Below are 16,194 nucleotides of genomic sequence, written 5' to 3' on the forward strand. Positions count from 1 at the left end.
GGACACTTCCCGTTTTCATTAGCATTTTCTGATACTTGCAGATTTTCGTTAGGGTGGTCTTAACCTTTTCGGGACGGCCCGAGAAAATAATCCCGTGGCTGGTGTCGAAATCGCCGACCCTCGCGGGTCACTCCTATGCCCGGCATTGGACCGGCCCAACAAAGGAGTTGACCATGACCGCGTTCCCCCTTCCCCAAACCACGAAACGGCCGCTGTGGCTGACCCTTCCGGCGGGCGCTGCCCTTGCCTGGAATGTGTTCGGCCTCTGGCAGTTCGGCAAGTTCCTGAACCAGACGCCCACCAGTCTGATGGCCGAAGGCATGACCGAGGCGCAGGCCGCAGCCTATACCTCGCTGCCCGGCTGGATGACGCTGGTCTTTGCGGTGGGCGTGCTCGGCGGCACGCTGGGGACAGCCCTGCTGTTGATGCAACGGCGCAGTGCGGTGCCGGTGCTGGTCGTGTCGCTGGTGGGCTATGTGGCGCTTTTCGCGGGCGACTGGGCGCATGGGCTGTTCGACATCCTGCCGATGCAGCTGGCGATCCTGTCCACGGTTGTCGCCATCGCTGCGGCGAGTCTTGGGCTGGCGCTTTTCGCCTTTAAACGTGACATTCTTCGCTGAGCTCCGGGGAGAGAACCGATGCAATACATGCTGATGCTGAACGAGACCGCTGCCGAATTCGCGCGCCGGACCGATCCCGAGGAGACGCAGGCCTATTGGGGCGGCTGGAACGCCTTTATCGGCGCGATGGCACAGGCCGGGGTGATCGTGAAGGGCGACGGTCTGCAGGGGCCGATGCTGGCGACGACGGTGCGCGTGGTGGATGGCAAGCGGCATGTGCAGGACGGCCCCTTCGCCGACACCAAGGAGCAGTTGGGCGGCTATTTCGTGATCGAGGTGCCAGACCTGGACGCGGCGCTGGACTGGGCGGCGCAGGCCCCTTGTGCCCTGGCCGGGTCGGTCGAAGTGCGGCCGGTCCTGCCGCCGATGAGCTGATGGGCGCGCCGTCGGCCAGGCATGTCGCCGAGCGGACGGCGCGGCTGTCCTTTGGGCGGCTGCTGGCGATTCTGGCGGCCGGGACGCACGATCTGCCGCTGGCCGAGGAGGCGCTGGCCGAAGCCTTTGCCCGGGCGCTGGAGGTCTGGCCCCGGCAAGGCGTGCCCGGACACCCGGAGGGCTGGCTTCTGAGCGTGGCGCGGAATCGGGTGTCGAACCTGCATCGGCATGACCGGACCCGTGCGGCGGCGACCGAGGAGTTGATCCTTCGGGCCGAGGAGCGGGCCGACCTTGCCGTGCAGGCCGATGAGCGGCTGGCGCTGATGTTCGTCTGCGCCCATCCGGCAATTGATCCAGCGGCGCGAGCCCCGCTGATGTTGCAGACGGTGCTGGGGCTGGATGCGGCGCGGATCGCGGCGGCGTTTCTGGTGCCGCCCTCGACGATGGGCCAGCGGCTGGTGCGCGCCAAGGCCCGGATCAAGGAGTTGCGGCTGCGGTTTGCCCTGCCCGATGCGGACGATCTGCCGGACCGGCTGGCCGATGTGCTGGAGGCGATCTACGGTGCGTTCGGGGCGGATTGGGACGGCTCGGCGGGGCTGGGGCTGCCCGAGGAGGCGATCCATCTGGCGCGGGTGTTGATGGGGCTGATGCCCCAGGCGCCGGAGGTGAAGGGCCTTCTGGCACTGATGCTGTATGTCCATGCGCGGCGGGCGGCACGGGACGGGCAGGTCTTCGTGCCCTTGTCCGAGCAGGATGCGGCTCTGTGGGACCGCGATCAGGTGATCGAGGCGGAGGGGCTTCTAACGCAGGCCGCGCGCGCCGGGCAGTTCGGGCGGTTTCAGTGTGAGGCGGCGATCCAGTCGGTCCATGCGCAGCGGGCGATCACGGGGCAGCTGAACCTTGCGGCGCTCGACACTCTGCATGAGCTTCTGCTGCGGTTTCACCCCACCGTGGGCGGGAAGGTGGCGCATGCGGCGGTCCGGCGTCTGCAGGGGGATGCGGCAGGGGCGCTGGCGATGCTGGAGGCCTTGCCCGATGCGGCGCGAACCTACCAGCCGGCGCTGGTGCTGCGGGCCCATTGCCTGCGTGATCTGGGTGCTGCCGAGTTTTCCGGGGCGGCGGAAGCGGCCCTTGCTGTCACGACGGACGCCCGCCTGAAATCCCATCTGCGGCGGGAGTTCGGGTTGGCTTAACCTTTGGCAAGTCGCCGTGCTAGCCTGCCCGAAGGCACGGGACGAGGGGATATGATGGCGATTTCAGCCCTGCGGGGAAAGGCTCTGATCGCGGGTCAGGCGAGTGGCGCGGTGCTGCATGCGGACACGGGCCTAAGCTTCATGGGCGGGGTCGATGCGGCGACGGGGCGGATCATCGACGTGCATCATCCTTTGTGCGGACAATCGGTCGCCGGGAAGGTCCTGTGCCTCCCCAGCGGGCGGGGGTCGTGTTCGGGCAGTCTGGTGATCTTCGAGTTGCTGATGAACGGCCATGCGCCCTCGGCTTTGGTGTTCCGGCACAAGGAGACGATCCTGACTTTGGGGGTGCTGATCGCCGCAGAGCTGTTCCAGCGCGGGACACCGGTGCTTCAACTGGACGAGGCGGGGTTTGCGGCGCTGGCGGGGGCGCGGTTTGCGCGGATCGAGGGGGACAGCATTCGGGCTACAGAGGCACTGACCGACCTGCCGACAAGCTTTGTGTTGCCGCAGCCCGATCCGGCCGAATTCAGGTTGAGCGACCTCGACCGCCGGTTCCTTGCGGGGGAGTTCGGCGAGGCGGCAAGGATCGCGATGCGCATCGTGTTGCAGACGGCGCGGATCGAGGGGGCGACGGAGTTGGTTGATGTCGAGATGGCGCATCTGGACGGGGTTTTTTACCAGGGACCAGCGGGGCTGACGTTTGCGCGGAAGCTGTGCGATCTGGGTGCGCGCGTCAGGGTGCCGACGACGATGAACGCGGTCTGCGTCGACCGGCGGCAGTGGCGGGCGCAGGGGGTGGACAAGGTGCTGGGCGAGGCGACGGATGCGCTGGCCGAGGCCTATGTCGAGATGGGTGCGAAGCCCACCTATACCTGTGCGCCCTATCTGCTGGAGGGGGCGCCGAGGCCTGGGCAGAACATCGCCTGGGGCGAGTCGAACGCGGTGGTCTTTGCGAATTCGGTCCTGGGCGCGCGGACACTGAAATACCCGGATTATCTGGATATCCTGGTCGCGCTTGCGGGCCGGGCGCCGGCGGCGGATTGTTATCTGGACGCCGGGCGGAAGGCCTCGATCCGGCTGGACTTGCCCCCCTTGGGCGATCTGGACGACCTGTTCTTTCCGTTGCTGGGCTATCACCTGGGCAAGATCGCAACGAACGACATCCCGCTGATCTGCGGGCTTGAAGGGCGGGCGGTGAGCCACGACGATCTGAAGGCCTTTGGGGCGGCCTTTGCCACGACCTCGGCCGCGCCGATGTTCCATATCCTTGGGGTGACGCCGGAAGCCACGACCGCGGAGGCTGTGCTGGCGGTGGGTGTCCGGGTGGTGCAGGTCTCGCTGGAGGACCTGGCCGAGACCTGGGCAGAGCTGAACATCGCGCCCGAGCCGCATGTGGACATGGTGAGCCTCGGCAATCCGCATTTCTCGCTGACCGAGATGGCGGCGCTGGCCCGGTTGTGTGACGGGCGGCGGAAGGCGGAGGGGGTCCGGCTGATCGTCACCTGCGGTCGGGATGTCCACGCGAAGGCCCAGGCTGCGGGTCTGATCGACAGGGTCCGGGCCTTTGGTGGCGAGCTGCTGAACGACACCTGCTGGTGCTTCATCGCCGAGCCAGTGGTGCCGAAGTCGGTGCGAAACATCGCCACCAACTCTGGCAAGTATGCGCATTACGGGCCACCTGCGACAGGCAAGGGCTTTCACTTTGCCAGCCTCGCCGTCTGCGTCGAAGCTGCCTGCAGCGGCCGGATCGACAGGACACCGCCTGGTTGGCTGCGCGGGGGTTGAGCCAAAGAAAAGACCGCGGGCCTTGCGGCGCCGCGGTCCTGTCTTGCGTCTGTGAGGGTCGGATCAGATCAGGCGGACCTGAGTGCCGACCTTGGCAAACTCGAACAACTCTTCGATGTGTTCGTTGTAGAGGCCGATGCAGCCCGAGGACGAGCGGCGGCCGATCTTGCGGGTGTCATGGGTGCCGTGGACGCGGTAGGCGGGCCAGCCCAGATAGAGGGCACGGGTGCCCAGCGGGTTGTCCGGGGCACCGCCCTCGACGACCGGGGGCCATTCCGGGTTGCGCTGCAGCATGTTGGCAGTCGGGCGCCAGGTCGGGTTGACGACCTTCTGGACGACCGAGGTCAGGCCGCGCCGGGTCAATTCTTCGTTCAGCGGCACCGAGGTCGGGTAGAGACGGTAGATCGACTGATCCTCGGACCAGTAATGCAGCGCGCGCGAGGTGGTGTCGGCAAGGATCACACCGTTGCGGGTGTTGTCGAAGTAGTCCTGCCAGTTGAGCATTCGGAAGCTGGAGATGTTGTTGCGCACCGAAGAGGCGGGTTCCGCAAATTCCGTGCTTCCTTCCTGAGCAAAGGCAGGAAGCGCCGCAAGTCCGGCAACACCCACTGCCCCACCCAGAACCGCGCGGCGGTTCACCTTGCCGTCCGTCATGGCCGAAACTCCTAAAGACCGTATTTGGGCGCCGTATAGCCGCTTTGACGGAAAGTCGCAAATCAAAGACCTGTCAGCATCCGCCGATGGGCAGAAGCCTGTTTGAACCTGCTGCAAGCTTCCGCTAAGAGGGGCCGGACAGCCGCTTTGAGGCGGCTTTGATCTGGTGGACGGAATGGATAGACGCCTTTTTCTGGCCCAGGGGATGTTCCTGGCCCTTGCAGCCTGTGGCACGACAAGCGAGCCGGTCGTCGGCGCGGACGGCAGGCCCCTGCCGCGGGTCTACAAGATCAATGACGCGCGCGAAGTCTCGTTCCGCTTTCTTGATTCGATGAACACTCTGCGGTCCGCCAAGGGCCTGCCGCAGGTGAGCTTTGATGCCAGCCTGAACGCGGCGGCCGAGACGCATGCGCGCGACATGTCGGTGCAGAACCGGCCCTGGCACTTCGGGTCCGATGGCTCGTCGCCGCTGGTGCGCGTCCAGCGCAGCGGGTTCACCGGGCGGTTCCTGGGCGAGAACATCTCGGAGACCTACGAGACCGAGCTGGAGACGCTGTCGTCCTGGATGGCGCAGCCGGATACGCGGGTGGTGATCATGGACCCGATGGCGACGCGGCTGGGTTTTGCCTGGTATCAGGAGCCGGGCGGCAAGATCTGGTGGACAATGCTGACGGGCGCCTGAGGCCCGGAGAGATCGGTGTAATCGGGGGCCTGCGGGCCCCCTTCTTCATGGCAGGATGATGATCGGCGTGCCGGGTTTCACCATCGAGTAGACCCGTTCCATTTCCTTGTCGGTGAGCGCGATGCAGCCCCAGGTCCAGTCGCGTTTCGAGACCGGGTTGTTCGGGCCGCCATGGATGAAGATGTCCCCGCCGGGCGTCTTGCCCTGGGATTCGGCAAAGGCGATGTCGGCCGCGTTCGGGTAAGAGATGCCGAGCGACAGATGATACTGCGAATCCGGGTTCTTGTGGCTGATGAAGTACTGACCCTCCGGCGTCTTGCCGTCGCCTTCGAATTGCTTGTGCCCCTCGGGCGCGAAGCCAAGGGCGATGTCGTAGGTCTTCAGGATCCTGTCGTTGTGGAAAAGGTACATCTTGCGGTCGGCCTTGTGGACCTGGACCTGCGTGACCTCTGGCCCGTTGTAGCGCTTGAACTTCGAGCCGCAGCCTGAAAGGCCGATCACGGCCACCAGGATCGCCAACCAACCGAGAAACCGCATGCCCTTGCCCGCCATTATTTTTTTCCAACCGATACAGGAATCCGGGTGATTTGCCTAGTGCGGCAAAGGGCGCTGGGCTTCACGGATATGTCAGGGGCGGGAGAAGCGGGCGACAAGCTCGATATGGGTGGACCAGCGGAACTGGTCGATGACCTGGACCCAGTCGAGCCGGTAGCCTTTGGCGGTGAGGGCCTTGGCGTCCCGCGCGAAGGTGACGGGGTTGCAGGAGACGGCGGCGAGCACGGGGATAGTCGAAGCGGCCAGGGTGGCAGTCTGGGCCTCGGCCCCGGCGCGCGGGGGGTCGATGACGGCGCCAGTAAAGGGGCGAAGCTCGTCGGGTTCGAGCGGGCGGCGGAAGAGGTCGCGGGTTTCCACGCTGATGCGGTGAAGGTTCGGCGTGTTGCGGGCGGCGAGGTCGAGCGCCTTGGTCATCGCGGCGTCGCCTTCGACGGCGTGGATTTCCATGGTTTCGGCCAAAGGCAGGGTAAAGGTGCCGACGCCGGAGAACAGGTCGACGATGCGCTTCTGGGGGCCGAGGGCTTGGCGGACGGCGGACAGAAGGGCGGCTTCGCCTTCTTGCGTCGCCTGAAGGAACGCCCCGGCGGGGGGGACGACAGTGGCGGCGCCCATCGTCAGGGCAGGGCGGTCGCGCAGGGCTACCGTCTCGCCGTCCCAGGTGAGGCGGGAGAAGGCGTGCGTCTCGACCAGGCGGGCGAGGTCGAGGCGGAGGCTGGCGTCAAGCGGTTTGCCGCCGGTGACCATGACATCGGGGCCGCCGCGGGTGAGGGTGACTTGCAGGGAAAGCTCGGTCGTGCGCGATCCTCCGGCCATCACCAGGGCTTGCAGGCCGGGGAAGGCGGCGAGGATGCCGGGGTGGAGAAGCTGGCAGTCGGGGATTTCGGCGATGGTGTCCGAGGCGCGGCCGTGGAAGCCGATCAGGACGCCGGATTTGGTGCGGCGGGCGGAGAGCGTGGCGCGGCGGCGGCTGCGGGCCGGGGAAGTCACCAAAGGTAGGAAATCGGCGGTGAGGCCCTGACCGGCGAGAGCGTTCTGGACCACCTCTTGCTTCCAACCCGCCACGAAGGCGTCGGACGCATGTTGCAACTGGCAGCCGCCGCAGGCGCGGGCGTGGCGGCAGGGCGGTTTGACGCGGTCGGTCGAGGGGGTGGTGATTTTTGCATCGATCAGCTTGTCGCCATCAGGCGTGCCCTCGACCACCTCACCCGGCAGGGTGCCGGGGACGTAGATTGGTCGCAAATCTTGGTCGCGTGCGATGCCGTGGCCAAGGTGGCCCAGCCGTTCGATGGTGACGATCACTCTGCCGCTTCCGCTTCTTCGTCTTCGGTGCCGATGAAGCCGCCTGATTGCCGTTTCCAGTAGCGCGCGTAAAGCCCGTCTTTGGCCAGTAGTTCGTCATGGCTGCCGACTTCGACGATCCGGCCCCGGTCCAGGACGATGATCCGGTCCATCGCGGCGATGGTGGACAGGCGGTGGGCGATGGCGAGGACGGTCTTGCCCTGCATGACGCGGCCAAGGGCTTCCTGGATGCTGGCTTCGACCTCGGAGTCGAGGGCGGAGGTTGCTTCGTCCAGCACAAGAATCGGGGCGTCCTTGAGGAAGGCGCGGGCAAGGGCGATGCGCTGGCGCTGGCCACCGGAGAGCTTGACCCCGCGTTCGCCGAGGAAGGCGTCATAACCCTTGCGGCCCTGGTGGTCGAGCATGCCGCTGATGAACTCATCGGCTTCGGCAGCCTTGGCGGCGGCGATGATTTCGGCCTCCGACGCCTCGGGGCGGCCGTAGGCGATGTTGTCGCGGGCCGACCGGTTGAACATCGCGGTTTCCTGCGTGACCATGCCGATCTGCTTGCGCAAGCTTTCCTGGGTAACCTTGCGCAGGTCGAAGCCGTCCACCGTGATGCGGCCCTGTTCGGGGTCGTAGAGGCGCAGAAGAAGCGAGACGAGCGAGGATTTTCCTGCCCCCGAGGCGCCCACGATGCCCAGCTTTTCCCCGGCGCGGATGGTCAGGTCGATGTCACGGACACCGCCCCGTTCGCGGCCATAGGCGAAGGTGACGTTGTCGAAATGGACCTCGCCCTTGATGCGGGGCAGTGTTTCGGCGTCAGGCGCATCGGCAAGGGTGTGGGGGACGGAGAGGGTGCGCATGCCGTCTTCGACTTCGCCTACGCTCGTGTAGATCGACATCAGGGTGAAGCTGACCCAGCCCGACATCTGGGCGATCCGCAGGGCGATGGCGCCCGCGGCGGCTATGTCGCCTGCGGTGGCCGCGCCCTGCTGCCAGAGAAGGACGGTGCCGCCGATCAGGAGGACGGGGAGGACCCCGGCCAGGAGCATCAGGGCAAAGCGGAACCAGGTGGAAATGACGCCGAATTCGAGGGAGCGGTCACGAAAGACCTCCATCGCGTCGATGGCGACGCGGTCCTCGAAGGCGGCATGGGCGAAAAGCTTGACGGTCTTGATGTTGGTGATCGTGTCGACGACCTGGCCGGAGACCATCGCGCGGGAGGAGGCGCGGGCAGCAGAGTTGACCCGGATCATCGGCATGAAGAAGCGGATCAGGAAGATGTAGGCGACCAGCCAGATGGCCAGCGCGATGGCGGCCTTCCAGTCGACGGCGATCAGGAAGGCGACGGAGCCGATGACGGAGGCGAGGGCGAAGCAGACGGTGTTGATGACTTCGGTCGCGACATCGGTGACGGCGCGGGCGGCCTGCATCTGCTTTTGCGCGATGCGGCCCGCGAAGTCGTTGTCGAAGAAGGTGACCGCCTGGCCCAGCGTCCAGCGGTGGAGGCGGCTGAGGACCAGGGGCATCACGTTCGGGCCGATGATGATGCTATTCGAGGCCGAGGATACGGCGAAGGCGAGGGGGCGCAGGATCAGGTAGAAGGCGAGGAACCAGATGACGAGGCTCCAGTGGGCGGCGAAGAAATCGGTCGGGCCGGAATTGACGGCAGCGTCGATCACCCAGCCGAGGATGAGGGCGGAGACGACCTCGGTGACCCCTGCGAGAGACGACAGGATGCCCGCGATGACGAGCATCGGCCAGGAGCCGGCCAGCGACCAGCGCATGAACGGGCCCAGCCGTTGCGGCGGGGGGCCGTCGGCGGGGCGGAAGGCGTCGATGAGGGAGCCGAGGCTTTGAAGCGCGCTCATGGGGGAGAGGTAGGCCGGTCCTTGGGGCGAAGCAAGGGTTTACGCTGTGCGCCTGTGGTCAGTTCCCTGTGTAGTGGCTCGTCGGGGACTTCGTTCCTCCTCGCGGGTGGGCCGAGGAGGAGACGAAGTCGAACGACGAGGGTTACTCGGCGGCTTCCTCTTCCAGACCGATGAAGCCGCCCGACTGCCGCGCCCAGAAGCGGGCGTAGAGGCCGCCCTTCCGCAGGAGTTCGGCGTGGGGGCCGTCCTCGACGACTTCGCCGTCCTCCAGCACCACGATCCGGTCCATCGCGGCGATGGTGGACAGGCGGTGAGCGATGGCGATGACCGTTTTCCCCTCCATTACGCCGTAAAGGGCGCCCTGGATGGCGGCTTCGGCCTCGCTGTCCAAAGCGCTGGTCGCCTCGTCCAGGATCAGGATCGGGGCATCCTTCAGGATCACCCGGGCGATGGCGACGCGCTGGCGCTGGCCACCGGACAGCTTCACCCCGCGTTCGCCGACGTGAGCGTCGTAGCCCCTGCGGCCCTGGGGGTCTTCCAGTGTCAGGATGAAGTCATGCGCCTCGGCCTTCTTCGCGGCGGCGATCATGTCGGCTTCAGATGCCTCGGGGCGGCCGTAGAGGATGTTGTCGCGGACCGAGCGGTGGAGGAGGCTGCTGTCCTGCTGGACCATGCCGATCTTCTGGCGCAAGGACTCTTGCGTCACGTCGCCGATGTTCTGCCCGTCGATCAGGATCGCCCCGCTTTCGGTGTCGTAAAAGCGCAGGATCAGCTTGACCAGCGTGGATTTGCCCGCGCCAGAGCGACCGACGACACCGATCTTCTCGCCGGGGCGGATGGTCAGGCTGACGTTCTTCAGGCCGCCGAAGCCGCGGCCGTAGTGGTGCGAGACGTTCTTCAGCTCCAGGAGGCCCTGACGGAAATCCAGGGGCTTCGCGCCGGGTTTGTCCACCAGCGTCACGGGTTGGGCGATTGTCTCCATCCCTTCGGCAAGCGTGCCGAGGTTCTGGACGAGCTGGGTCGAGGCCCACATGATCCAGTAGGTCATGGAATGCAGCCGCAGGACCAGCGCCACGGCCCCGGCGACGACGCCGACGGTGGCTAGGTCGTGGGTCCAGAGCCACATCGCAAGTGCGGAGACCCCCAGGATCATTAAGCCGTTGATGAAGGTCAGGGCCACGTCCATCTTGGTGACGATCCGCATTTCGTTCTGGAAGGTCGTGCGGGCGTTCTCGATGGCTTCCTTGGCGTAGTTCTCTTCGCTGGACTGGTGAGCGAACAGCTTGACCGAGTGGATGTTGGTGTAGCTGTCCACGACGCGGCCCGTGACGGCTGACCGCGCGTCAGAGGAGGCCGTCGCGGCGGGACCCGCGCGGCGGATCGTCCAGCGCATGAGGGCGAGGTAGGCCACAAGCCAGAGGAGCAAAGGCACCATCAGGCGGGGGTCGGAGTTGGCCAGCATGAGAAGCGCGCCAAGGAAGGTCGCGGCGGCGAAGGCTGCCATGTCGAAGACCTGGAACACCGCGTCCCCGGCAGCAGGCGGGGCCTGCATGATGCGGTTGGCGATGCGGCCCGCGAAGTCGCTTTCGAACCAGCCGACGGGCTGGCGCAGGACATGCCGGTGCGCCCGCCAGCGCATCATCGTGCCGAAGTTCGTGAGGATCGTGTTGTGGAGAAGGCCTACCGAGCCGCCTGCCACCAGGGGGCGGATGACCAGGATCACGAAAGCGGCGATCATGATCTCGGTCCAGTGGTTTTCCAGGAAGGCCTGGGGGGTCTGGCCGGTCATCAGGTCCACAAGGCGGCTGAGATACCAGATCATGCCGACGTCCAGCACCGCGTTGCCGACCGAGAAGAGGGCGGTGATCGCGAAGATGCCTTTGAACGGGCGGATGTAGTCCTTCAGGAAGGGCCAGAGCTTGCGGGGCGGGGCGTCCTGTTCAGCATAGGGCTGATAGGGATCGACGAGGTTTTCGAGGAAACGAAACATTGGGGGGAGACCCTGAACGAAGTGCAGCGATGGGGTGAAGCGGTGCCTGCAGGCGGCCGCCACGACGGGATCGGCCAACTCAGGCGAGTCTTGGCGAAATCCCGTTTTCCATGCTGGTCTCCTTCTTGAGTTCGCCGTGCTTAGCCGAATCGCGGCGGATTGTCACGCCCCTTTCAGCAGGTCCTCACGGGTGAGGGTGAGGTCAGAGGCGAGCCAGCTTTCGTGCAGTTCCTTGAGTTTCGCTCCAAGCGCTTCGCCTTGCAGAGCGGGCATCAGGTCGAATGCCGTTACGGGAAAGGGAGTGTAGGAGCCGCGCTCGATGTCCTTTTCCCAGTCATTTGGCAATGCTGTCCCGAGAGACGCAGCCCGCACCAGGGCCGCATCCAGGCCAAGCCGGAAGCCATGGACTGAACCCAAAGCAGCCATCGTGTGAACGCTGGACGCTGCCTGCCGAAGCGTGTCGACCCTGCGTTCTTCGGCACGCGACAGGCGAAGGGCCTCGCCGATGCCGGTGCCACCAAGGATTGCGAGACGCCGTTCCCAGCGCGGCTCTTGGCTGCCTTCCAAGTGGACAAGGGGTGCAAGGGCCCGGGGGTCCGCGCCGGGGAGGATGCGGGTCAGGATTCCAGCGTGGGACATGGCGGCGACCGCGGGCGCGGGATCGCGGGCGGCAAGAAGTTTGCGCAGTTCGGCGGTGATGCGTTCCCTGGAAATGCCGTCGAGGCCTTCTTGCAGCGCGGCGCAGGCGGCGAGGCCTTCGGGGTCGAGGCCTTCGGCCGGGTCGCCGTAGGCGGCGTGGAAGCGGAAGAAACGCAGGATGCGGAGGTAGTCCTCGCGGATGCGGGTTTCGGGGTCGCCCACAAAGCGGACGCGGCGGGAGAGGAGGTCGGGGAGGCCGTTCAGCGGGTCGATGACGGTGCCCTGCCGGTCGGCGTAAAGCGCGTTCATCGTGAAGTCGCGGCGTTGGGCGTCTTCCTCGATCTTGTCGGAGAAGGCCACCACGGCGCGGCGGCCGTCGGTTTCGACGTCGCGGCGGAAGGTGGTGACTTCGTGCGGTTTGCCCTCGGCCACGACGGTGACAGTGCCGTGGTCGATGCCGGTGGGGACGGGTTTGAAGCCTGACGTTTCGGCAATGTCAGAGACTGCTTCGGGCGGCGCATCGGTGGAGATGTCGATATCCGAGACCGGGACGCCCATCAGCGCATTGCGGACACAGCCGCCCACGAACAGGGCCTTGTGGCCCGCAGTTTCCAGCGCCTGCACCAGGGCTTGCGTGCCCGGATGGTCCAGCCAGTCGCCTGCTACTTTCATTGCCCTACCCGGTCCGCCAACCCCCGCAGGATACGCGCGGTGGCGCCCCAGATGTAATAGGGGCCGTAGGGGACGGCATAGTAGCGGCGCCAGACGCCCATCCATTGCCTGCGTTCGATGGCGAAGCGGGCGGGGGTGAGAACGTGGGTCAGGGGGACGGTGAAGACCTCCTCGACCTCTCCTGCCTCAGGGGTAGGGTCGAAGGGGCCGCGGATCAGGCCGACGAAGGGGGTGACGGCGAAGCCGGTGACGGTTTCGTGGATGGGGAGGGTGCCGAGGATTTCGACGCGGGTCTCGGGAAGGCCGATTTCCTCGCGGGTTTCCCGCAGGGCGGCGGCTTCGGGGCTGGCGTCGGTGGGGTCGACCTTGCCGCCGGGAAAGGCGATCTGGCCGGGGTGGTGCTTGAGGTGCGAGGAGCGTTTGGTCAGGATCAGGCGCGGGCCGTCATGGCGCAGCCAGACCGGGACCAGCACGGCGGCGGGGCGCAGGAGCTTGTCTGCGGGGGGCCGGATGCCCGGGTTCAGGTCGAAATCCGAGGACGGCCCGGCGGGGCGGGCTAGCGCCTGGCGCAGGGCGTCCTCGGGGTCGGTCACGGTTTCACGGCCTCGAACCCCAGGGTCTTGGGGTCAAGCTCGTAATGCGCGCCGCAGAACTGGCAGTCAGCGGTGACGACCCCGGCCTCGGTCGTCATCTTGGAGATGTCCTTCTGGCTGTAGATCGACATGGTGTTGCGCACCTTGTCTTCCGAACAGGAGCACCCGAAACGCACCGGCTGGGCGTCGAAGACGCGGGGGCCTTCCTCGTGGAAGAGGCGGACAAGGAGGTCGGTCGGCGGGACCGAGGGGCCGATCATCTCCAGCGTCTCGACGGTGTCGAGAAGGAGGTTCGCGCGGTTCCAGTCATCCGATTCCGCGCCGCCGAGGATGTCGGCATGGGTCAGGAGGCCGCCCTCGCCGCTGCCCTGTTCGGCGGCGACCCCGCCAACGGAGGGCATGTGCTGCAGCATGATGCCGCCCGCGCGCCAGTGCAGCGGGCGGCCGGGTTCGGCGCTTTCGCCATAAGCCAGCTGGAAGCGGGTCGGGATCTGTTCGGACTGGGCGAAGTAGGTCTGGGCGCAATCGGACAGGCTTTTCCCGGCGATCGGGGTGAAGCCCTGGTAGGGGACCATGCCTTCACCCTGGTCGATCATCACGGCGAAGTAGCCCTCGCCGATCTGGGAGAAGGGATCGGCCTTCAGGTCCAGCCGGTCGGCATCGTAGCTGGCATAGGCGCGGATGCGGGCGGGTTCGCCGTCTTTGGTCGGGCCGTAGTAGTCGGTTGCGATCAGCCGGGCAGGACCCTTGCCGCGCACCTGCAGCGAAAGCTTCCAGCGCAGCTTGATGGTCTGGCCGATCAGCGCGGTGAGCAGGGCAGTTTCGGCGACGAGGGCCTCGATCACGGACGGATAGGCATGCTGCTTCAGGACCTGGTCAAGGACGCCATCAAGGCGTGCGACGCGGCCGCGGATGCCCGAGGCGTCAAGCTGGAATGGCAGGACGGTATCGTCCCAGGCGATTTGCGAACCGATGGTCATGGGGATTTCCTGATGGTGCCAATTGCTGGCATACCGCGCCTATATAGGCAGGGCAACCGAAGGTCCAAGGGGGTTAGGCGATGATCCGGCGCTATGGCGAGGCGGTGAAGGCAGGGCAACGCTATATCCGGCGGCCGGGGGTCTATGCGGTTCTGTTGCAGGGGGACCACATCCTGGCCACGCATCAGGCCGAGCCTGTCCCCGAGTTCCAGCTGCCGGGCGGGGGGATAGACAAGGGTGAGCAGCCGATCGCGGCGCTGCACCGCGAAGTGTTTGAAGAAACAGGCTGGAAGATCGCGGTGACCCGGCGGCTGGGGGCGTTCCGACGGTTCACCTACATGCCGGAATACGATCTTTGGGCCGAGAAGGTCTGCGCGGTCTATCTGGCGCGGCCCGTGCGGCGGCTGGGTCCGCCCAGCGAGGTGGGGCATACGGCGGTCTGGCTACCCGTCGAAGAGGGGCTGACGCTCCTCGGCAATGACGGGGACCGGGCGATGCTGGCCCGTGTCTTGCTTTAGAAGGTCGACCACGACACCGGAAACGTCGTCGGGAAACGAATCGCTGCCGGCCTGCTGCGCAAGGTCCCAGACCAGCGCCTCCAACAATTCCGACCCTGACAGGTGGGCGGACCGGCGCAGGCTTTCGGTCAGGCCGTCCTGCCCGAAGTCCCGGCCCGAGGGCAGGGGACATTCGGTGAAGCCGTCCGAAAAGAGGACCAGCCGGTCGCCGGGGCCGATGGGCAGATCCTGCCGTTCGAAAGTGGCATCGGGCAGAAGGCCGACGGGAAGGCCACCACGACCCAACTCCTCGATCCGGCCATCGGCGCGGATCAGGATGGGGTGGGGGTGCCCGGCCTGCACCAGACCAAGCCGACCCCTGTCACGGTCGACCACCGCGAAGGCCATGGTAAAGTACTGTTCGGCCTGGATTTCATCCAGCATGAGGCGGTTGAACCGTTCAACCACCACTTCGGGGGGCAGGAGGACGTGAGAGCCGTCCGGACCCTTGCCATAGGCGAGATTCTGGTCGGGCGAGGACCCGGTCAAGAAGCCTGCAAGCCGTGCCGTCATCATCGCCGAGGCGACGCCATGGCCCGATACGTCGATCGAATAGGCGACAAAGCGGCTGGCGTCGACCGGGAAGCTGCCAACCAGATCGCCCCCGACGCGGCCCGAGTTGCGCAACAGAAGCGAGACCCTGGCCCAGCCATAATCACGCACCCGGTCGCGGACGAGGGTCTGCTGCAGCTTTCGCGCCTCGATCAGGTCGCGGTCGAGCGAATCGTATAGCTTCTGCAGTTCGACGAGCGTCGAGACGATGACCTTGTTCTTGGCCAGCACCTCGGCCTGCATCGCAAGCATGCGTTCCCCGGCCCGCAGTCGCGCGCGCAACTCGTTCGACGCGACAGGCTTGGTCAGGAAGTCGTCGGCCCCGGCTTCAAGCCCGTCGGCGATTTCGGTCTTTTCGGATTTCGAGGTCAGGAGGATGAAGTAGCCATAGGACTCTCGCCCCAAGGCCCTGAATTCGCGACAGAAATCAATCCCGGTCATTCCTGGCATCATCCAGTCGCTGAGGATGATGTCGACGTCCCGCGTGCGACAGAGCGCCAGCGCCGACTGGCCCGAATCGCATTCGCTGACCTGGTAGCCCCAGCGTTTGAGTTGCATCGTCAGCATATGGCGCTGCGCCCGGCTGTCATCGACAACCAGGACATGCCGTGCCGTGTCGCCGGCCTGCATTTCCGATTTGAACCCCACCACGGTGGCCAACACGTCAACCTCTTCAACCATGTCAGGCCAACCTGCGCGGCAGGGCTTAACGCCAGGTGAATGCTAAAATGCGGTGTGTTTCGCCTGCGCCCGGCGACCATTTGTTAACACTCCAGGTGCCAGATTTTCCCCTTGGGTCAGGCTTGCGGGTGATGTGTGATGATCGACTGGAAACGGGTTGACGAATTGCGGGACGAGATCGGCGCCGACGGCTTTGCCGAGGTGGCAGACATGTTCCTGGAAGAGGCGGACGGCGCCGTGCGGGCGTTGTTGCGCGGAATCACGGCGGAGGAGGTCGAGGGGCAGCTGCATTTCCTGAAGGGCAGCGCGCTGAACCTGGGCCTGTCGGACCTGGCGGCCATCTGCCAGGACGGGGAACGTCGTGCCGCGGTCGGGGAAGGGGCGCTGGTCGATGTGTCGCTTGTCGCCTCCGTCTACCGCGCCTCGCGCGCGGCGCTACTGGGCGGGTTGTCGGTTGGCGAGGCGGGGGCGGCCTGATCGGTTGCCTGGCGCCCGACGGGGCGGTCTGGGCGTC

General features: G+C 66.1%; 16 protein-coding genes. 7 read left to right on the top strand and 9 right to left on the bottom strand.

The window, feature by feature from the left end; genetic code table 11:
* Positions 1-173: 173 nt before the first annotated feature.
* Genes E8M84_RS03830 through E8M84_RS03845 form a run of 4 tightly spaced genes read left to right on the top strand, consistent with a single transcriptional unit; the run spans position 174 to position 3,973 of the window.
* On the top strand, positions 174-620 hold the full coding sequence (locus E8M84_RS03830) for a hypothetical protein (protein ID WP_137109839.1): 447 nt from the start codon (positions 174-176) through the stop codon (positions 618-620).
* 18 nt (positions 621-638) lie between these two features.
* Positions 639-995 carry a YciI family protein gene (locus tag E8M84_RS03835; RefSeq protein ID WP_137109840.1) on the top strand — a complete coding sequence of 119 codons (357 nt, stop codon included), beginning with the start codon at positions 639-641 and terminating at the stop codon, positions 993-995.
* Positions 995-2,188, top strand: coding sequence for an RNA polymerase sigma factor (locus tag E8M84_RS03840; RefSeq protein WP_137109841.1), 1,194 nt, complete (start codon positions 995-997; stop codon positions 2,186-2,188). The genes E8M84_RS03835 and E8M84_RS03840 overlap by 1 nt, the downstream gene beginning before the upstream one ends.
* Before the next feature lie 54 nt (positions 2,189-2,242).
* Positions 2,243-3,973 carry an aconitase X gene (locus tag E8M84_RS03845; protein WP_205914560.1) on the top strand — a complete coding sequence of 577 codons (1,731 nt, stop codon included), beginning with the start codon at positions 2,243-2,245 and terminating at the stop codon, positions 3,971-3,973.
* Positions 3,974-4,036: 63 nt separating this feature from the next.
* Here E8M84_RS03845 and E8M84_RS03850 read toward each other — a convergent pair whose 3' ends face one another.
* A complete protein-coding gene (locus E8M84_RS03850) occupies positions 4,037-4,627 on the bottom strand; it encodes a L,D-transpeptidase (protein ID WP_137109843.1) in 591 nt (196 codons plus the stop codon).
* A gap of 175 nt (positions 4,628-4,802) precedes the next feature.
* Between E8M84_RS03850 and E8M84_RS03855 the strand changes: the two genes are divergently transcribed.
* Positions 4,803-5,309, top strand: a complete 507-nt coding sequence (locus E8M84_RS03855; protein ID WP_137109844.1) for a CAP domain-containing protein — start codon at positions 4,803-4,805, stop codon at positions 5,307-5,309.
* Positions 5,310-5,354: 45 nt separating this feature from the next.
* On the opposite strand, the gene E8M84_RS03860 is transcribed toward E8M84_RS03855, so the two are convergent.
* From E8M84_RS03860 to E8M84_RS03890, 7 genes are all read right to left on the bottom strand, one after another.
* Positions 5,355-5,846 (bottom strand): murein L,D-transpeptidase family protein, encoded by a 492-nt coding sequence (locus tag E8M84_RS03860; protein WP_137109845.1) that lies wholly within the window; start codon positions 5,844-5,846, stop codon positions 5,355-5,357.
* 90 nt (positions 5,847-5,936) lie between these two features.
* Positions 5,937-7,163: a class I SAM-dependent RNA methyltransferase gene (locus E8M84_RS03865; protein WP_137109846.1), complete on the bottom strand. Its 1,227-nt coding sequence runs from the start codon at positions 7,161-7,163 to the stop codon at positions 5,937-5,939.
* The gene (locus E8M84_RS03870; RefSeq protein WP_137109847.1) at positions 7,160-9,016 is read right to left on the bottom strand and encodes an ABC transporter ATP-binding protein; all 1,857 of its coding nucleotides are present in this window, start codon (positions 9,014-9,016) and stop codon (positions 7,160-7,162) included. Before E8M84_RS03870 ends, E8M84_RS03865 begins: the two co-directional genes overlap by 4 nt.
* A 142-nt stretch (positions 9,017-9,158) precedes the next feature.
* The gene (locus tag E8M84_RS03875) at positions 9,159-11,006 is read right to left on the bottom strand and encodes an ABC transporter ATP-binding protein (protein ID WP_137109848.1); all 1,848 of its coding nucleotides are present in this window, start codon (positions 11,004-11,006) and stop codon (positions 9,159-9,161) included.
* 162 nt (positions 11,007-11,168) lie between these two features.
* A complete protein-coding gene (locus E8M84_RS03880) occupies positions 11,169-12,317 on the bottom strand; it encodes a CCA tRNA nucleotidyltransferase (protein WP_137109849.1) in 1,149 nt (382 codons plus the stop codon).
* The gene (locus E8M84_RS03885; protein ID WP_137109850.1) at positions 12,314-12,910 is read right to left on the bottom strand and encodes a CoA pyrophosphatase; all 597 of its coding nucleotides are present in this window, start codon (positions 12,908-12,910) and stop codon (positions 12,314-12,316) included. Before E8M84_RS03885 ends, E8M84_RS03880 begins: the two co-directional genes overlap by 4 nt.
* Positions 12,907-13,890: an Hsp33 family molecular chaperone HslO gene (locus tag E8M84_RS03890; protein ID WP_137109851.1), complete on the bottom strand. Its 984-nt coding sequence runs from the start codon at positions 13,888-13,890 to the stop codon at positions 12,907-12,909. Before E8M84_RS03890 ends, E8M84_RS03885 begins: the two co-directional genes overlap by 4 nt.
* 80 nt (positions 13,891-13,970) lie before the next feature.
* On the opposite strand from E8M84_RS03890, the gene E8M84_RS03895 reads away from it, so the two are divergent.
* Complete coding sequence (locus tag E8M84_RS03895; RefSeq protein WP_137109852.1) at positions 13,971-14,408, top strand: NUDIX hydrolase; 438 nt, start codon at positions 13,971-13,973, stop codon at positions 14,406-14,408.
* On the opposite strand, the gene E8M84_RS03900 is transcribed toward E8M84_RS03895, so the two are convergent.
* A complete protein-coding gene (locus E8M84_RS03900; protein ID WP_394347382.1) occupies positions 14,334-15,680 on the bottom strand; it encodes a PP2C family protein-serine/threonine phosphatase in 1,347 nt (448 codons plus the stop codon). The genes E8M84_RS03895 and E8M84_RS03900 overlap by 75 nt on opposite strands.
* 138 nt (positions 15,681-15,818) lie before the next feature.
* Between E8M84_RS03900 and E8M84_RS03905 the strand changes: the two genes are divergently transcribed.
* A complete protein-coding gene (locus tag E8M84_RS03905; RefSeq protein ID WP_137109853.1) occupies positions 15,819-16,157 on the top strand; it encodes an Hpt domain-containing protein in 339 nt (112 codons plus the stop codon).
* The last annotated feature ends 37 nt before the right edge of the window (positions 16,158-16,194 follow it).

It is taken from the genome of Rhodobacter sp. SY28-1 (assembly GCF_005222785.1).
Lineage (GTDB): Bacteria > Pseudomonadota > Alphaproteobacteria > Rhodobacterales > Rhodobacteraceae > Tabrizicola.

Bases quoted from the DNA above. Each gene is read 5' to 3' on its own strand.
- E8M84_RS03830 (WP_137109839.1), top strand. From the start codon at position 174: ATGACCGCGTTCCCCCTTCCCCAAACCACGAAACGGCCGCTGTGGCTG.
- E8M84_RS03835 (WP_137109840.1), top strand. From the start codon at position 639: ATGCAATACATGCTGATGCTGAACGAGACCGCTGCCGAATTCGCGCGC.
- E8M84_RS03840 (WP_137109841.1), top strand. From the start codon at position 995: ATGGGCGCGCCGTCGGCCAGGCATGTCGCCGAGCGGACGGCGCGGCTG.
- E8M84_RS03845 (WP_205914560.1), top strand. From the start codon at position 2,243: ATGGCGATTTCAGCCCTGCGGGGAAAGGCTCTGATCGCGGGTCAGGCG.
- E8M84_RS03850 (WP_137109843.1), bottom strand. From the start codon at position 4,627: ATGACGGACGGCAAGGTGAACCGCCGCGCGGTTCTGGGTGGGGCAGTG.
- E8M84_RS03855 (WP_137109844.1), top strand. From the start codon at position 4,803: ATGGATAGACGCCTTTTTCTGGCCCAGGGGATGTTCCTGGCCCTTGCA.
- E8M84_RS03860 (WP_137109845.1), bottom strand. From the start codon at position 5,846: ATGCGGTTTCTCGGTTGGTTGGCGATCCTGGTGGCCGTGATCGGCCTT.
- E8M84_RS03870 (WP_137109847.1), bottom strand. From the start codon at position 9,016: ATGAGCGCGCTTCAAAGCCTCGGCTCCCTCATCGACGCCTTCCGCCCC.
- E8M84_RS03875 (WP_137109848.1), bottom strand. From the start codon at position 11,006: ATGTTTCGTTTCCTCGAAAACCTCGTCGATCCCTATCAGCCCTATGCT.
- E8M84_RS03880 (WP_137109849.1), bottom strand. From the start codon at position 12,317: ATGAAAGTAGCAGGCGACTGGCTGGACCATCCGGGCACGCAAGCCCTG.
- E8M84_RS03890 (WP_137109851.1), bottom strand. From the start codon at position 13,890: ATGACCATCGGTTCGCAAATCGCCTGGGACGATACCGTCCTGCCATTC.
- E8M84_RS03895 (WP_137109852.1), top strand. From the start codon at position 13,971: ATGATCCGGCGCTATGGCGAGGCGGTGAAGGCAGGGCAACGCTATATC.
- E8M84_RS03900 (WP_394347382.1), bottom strand. From the start codon at position 15,680: ATGGTTGAAGAGGTTGACGTGTTGGCCACCGTGGTGGGGTTCAAATCG.
- E8M84_RS03905 (WP_137109853.1), top strand. From the start codon at position 15,819: ATGATCGACTGGAAACGGGTTGACGAATTGCGGGACGAGATCGGCGCC.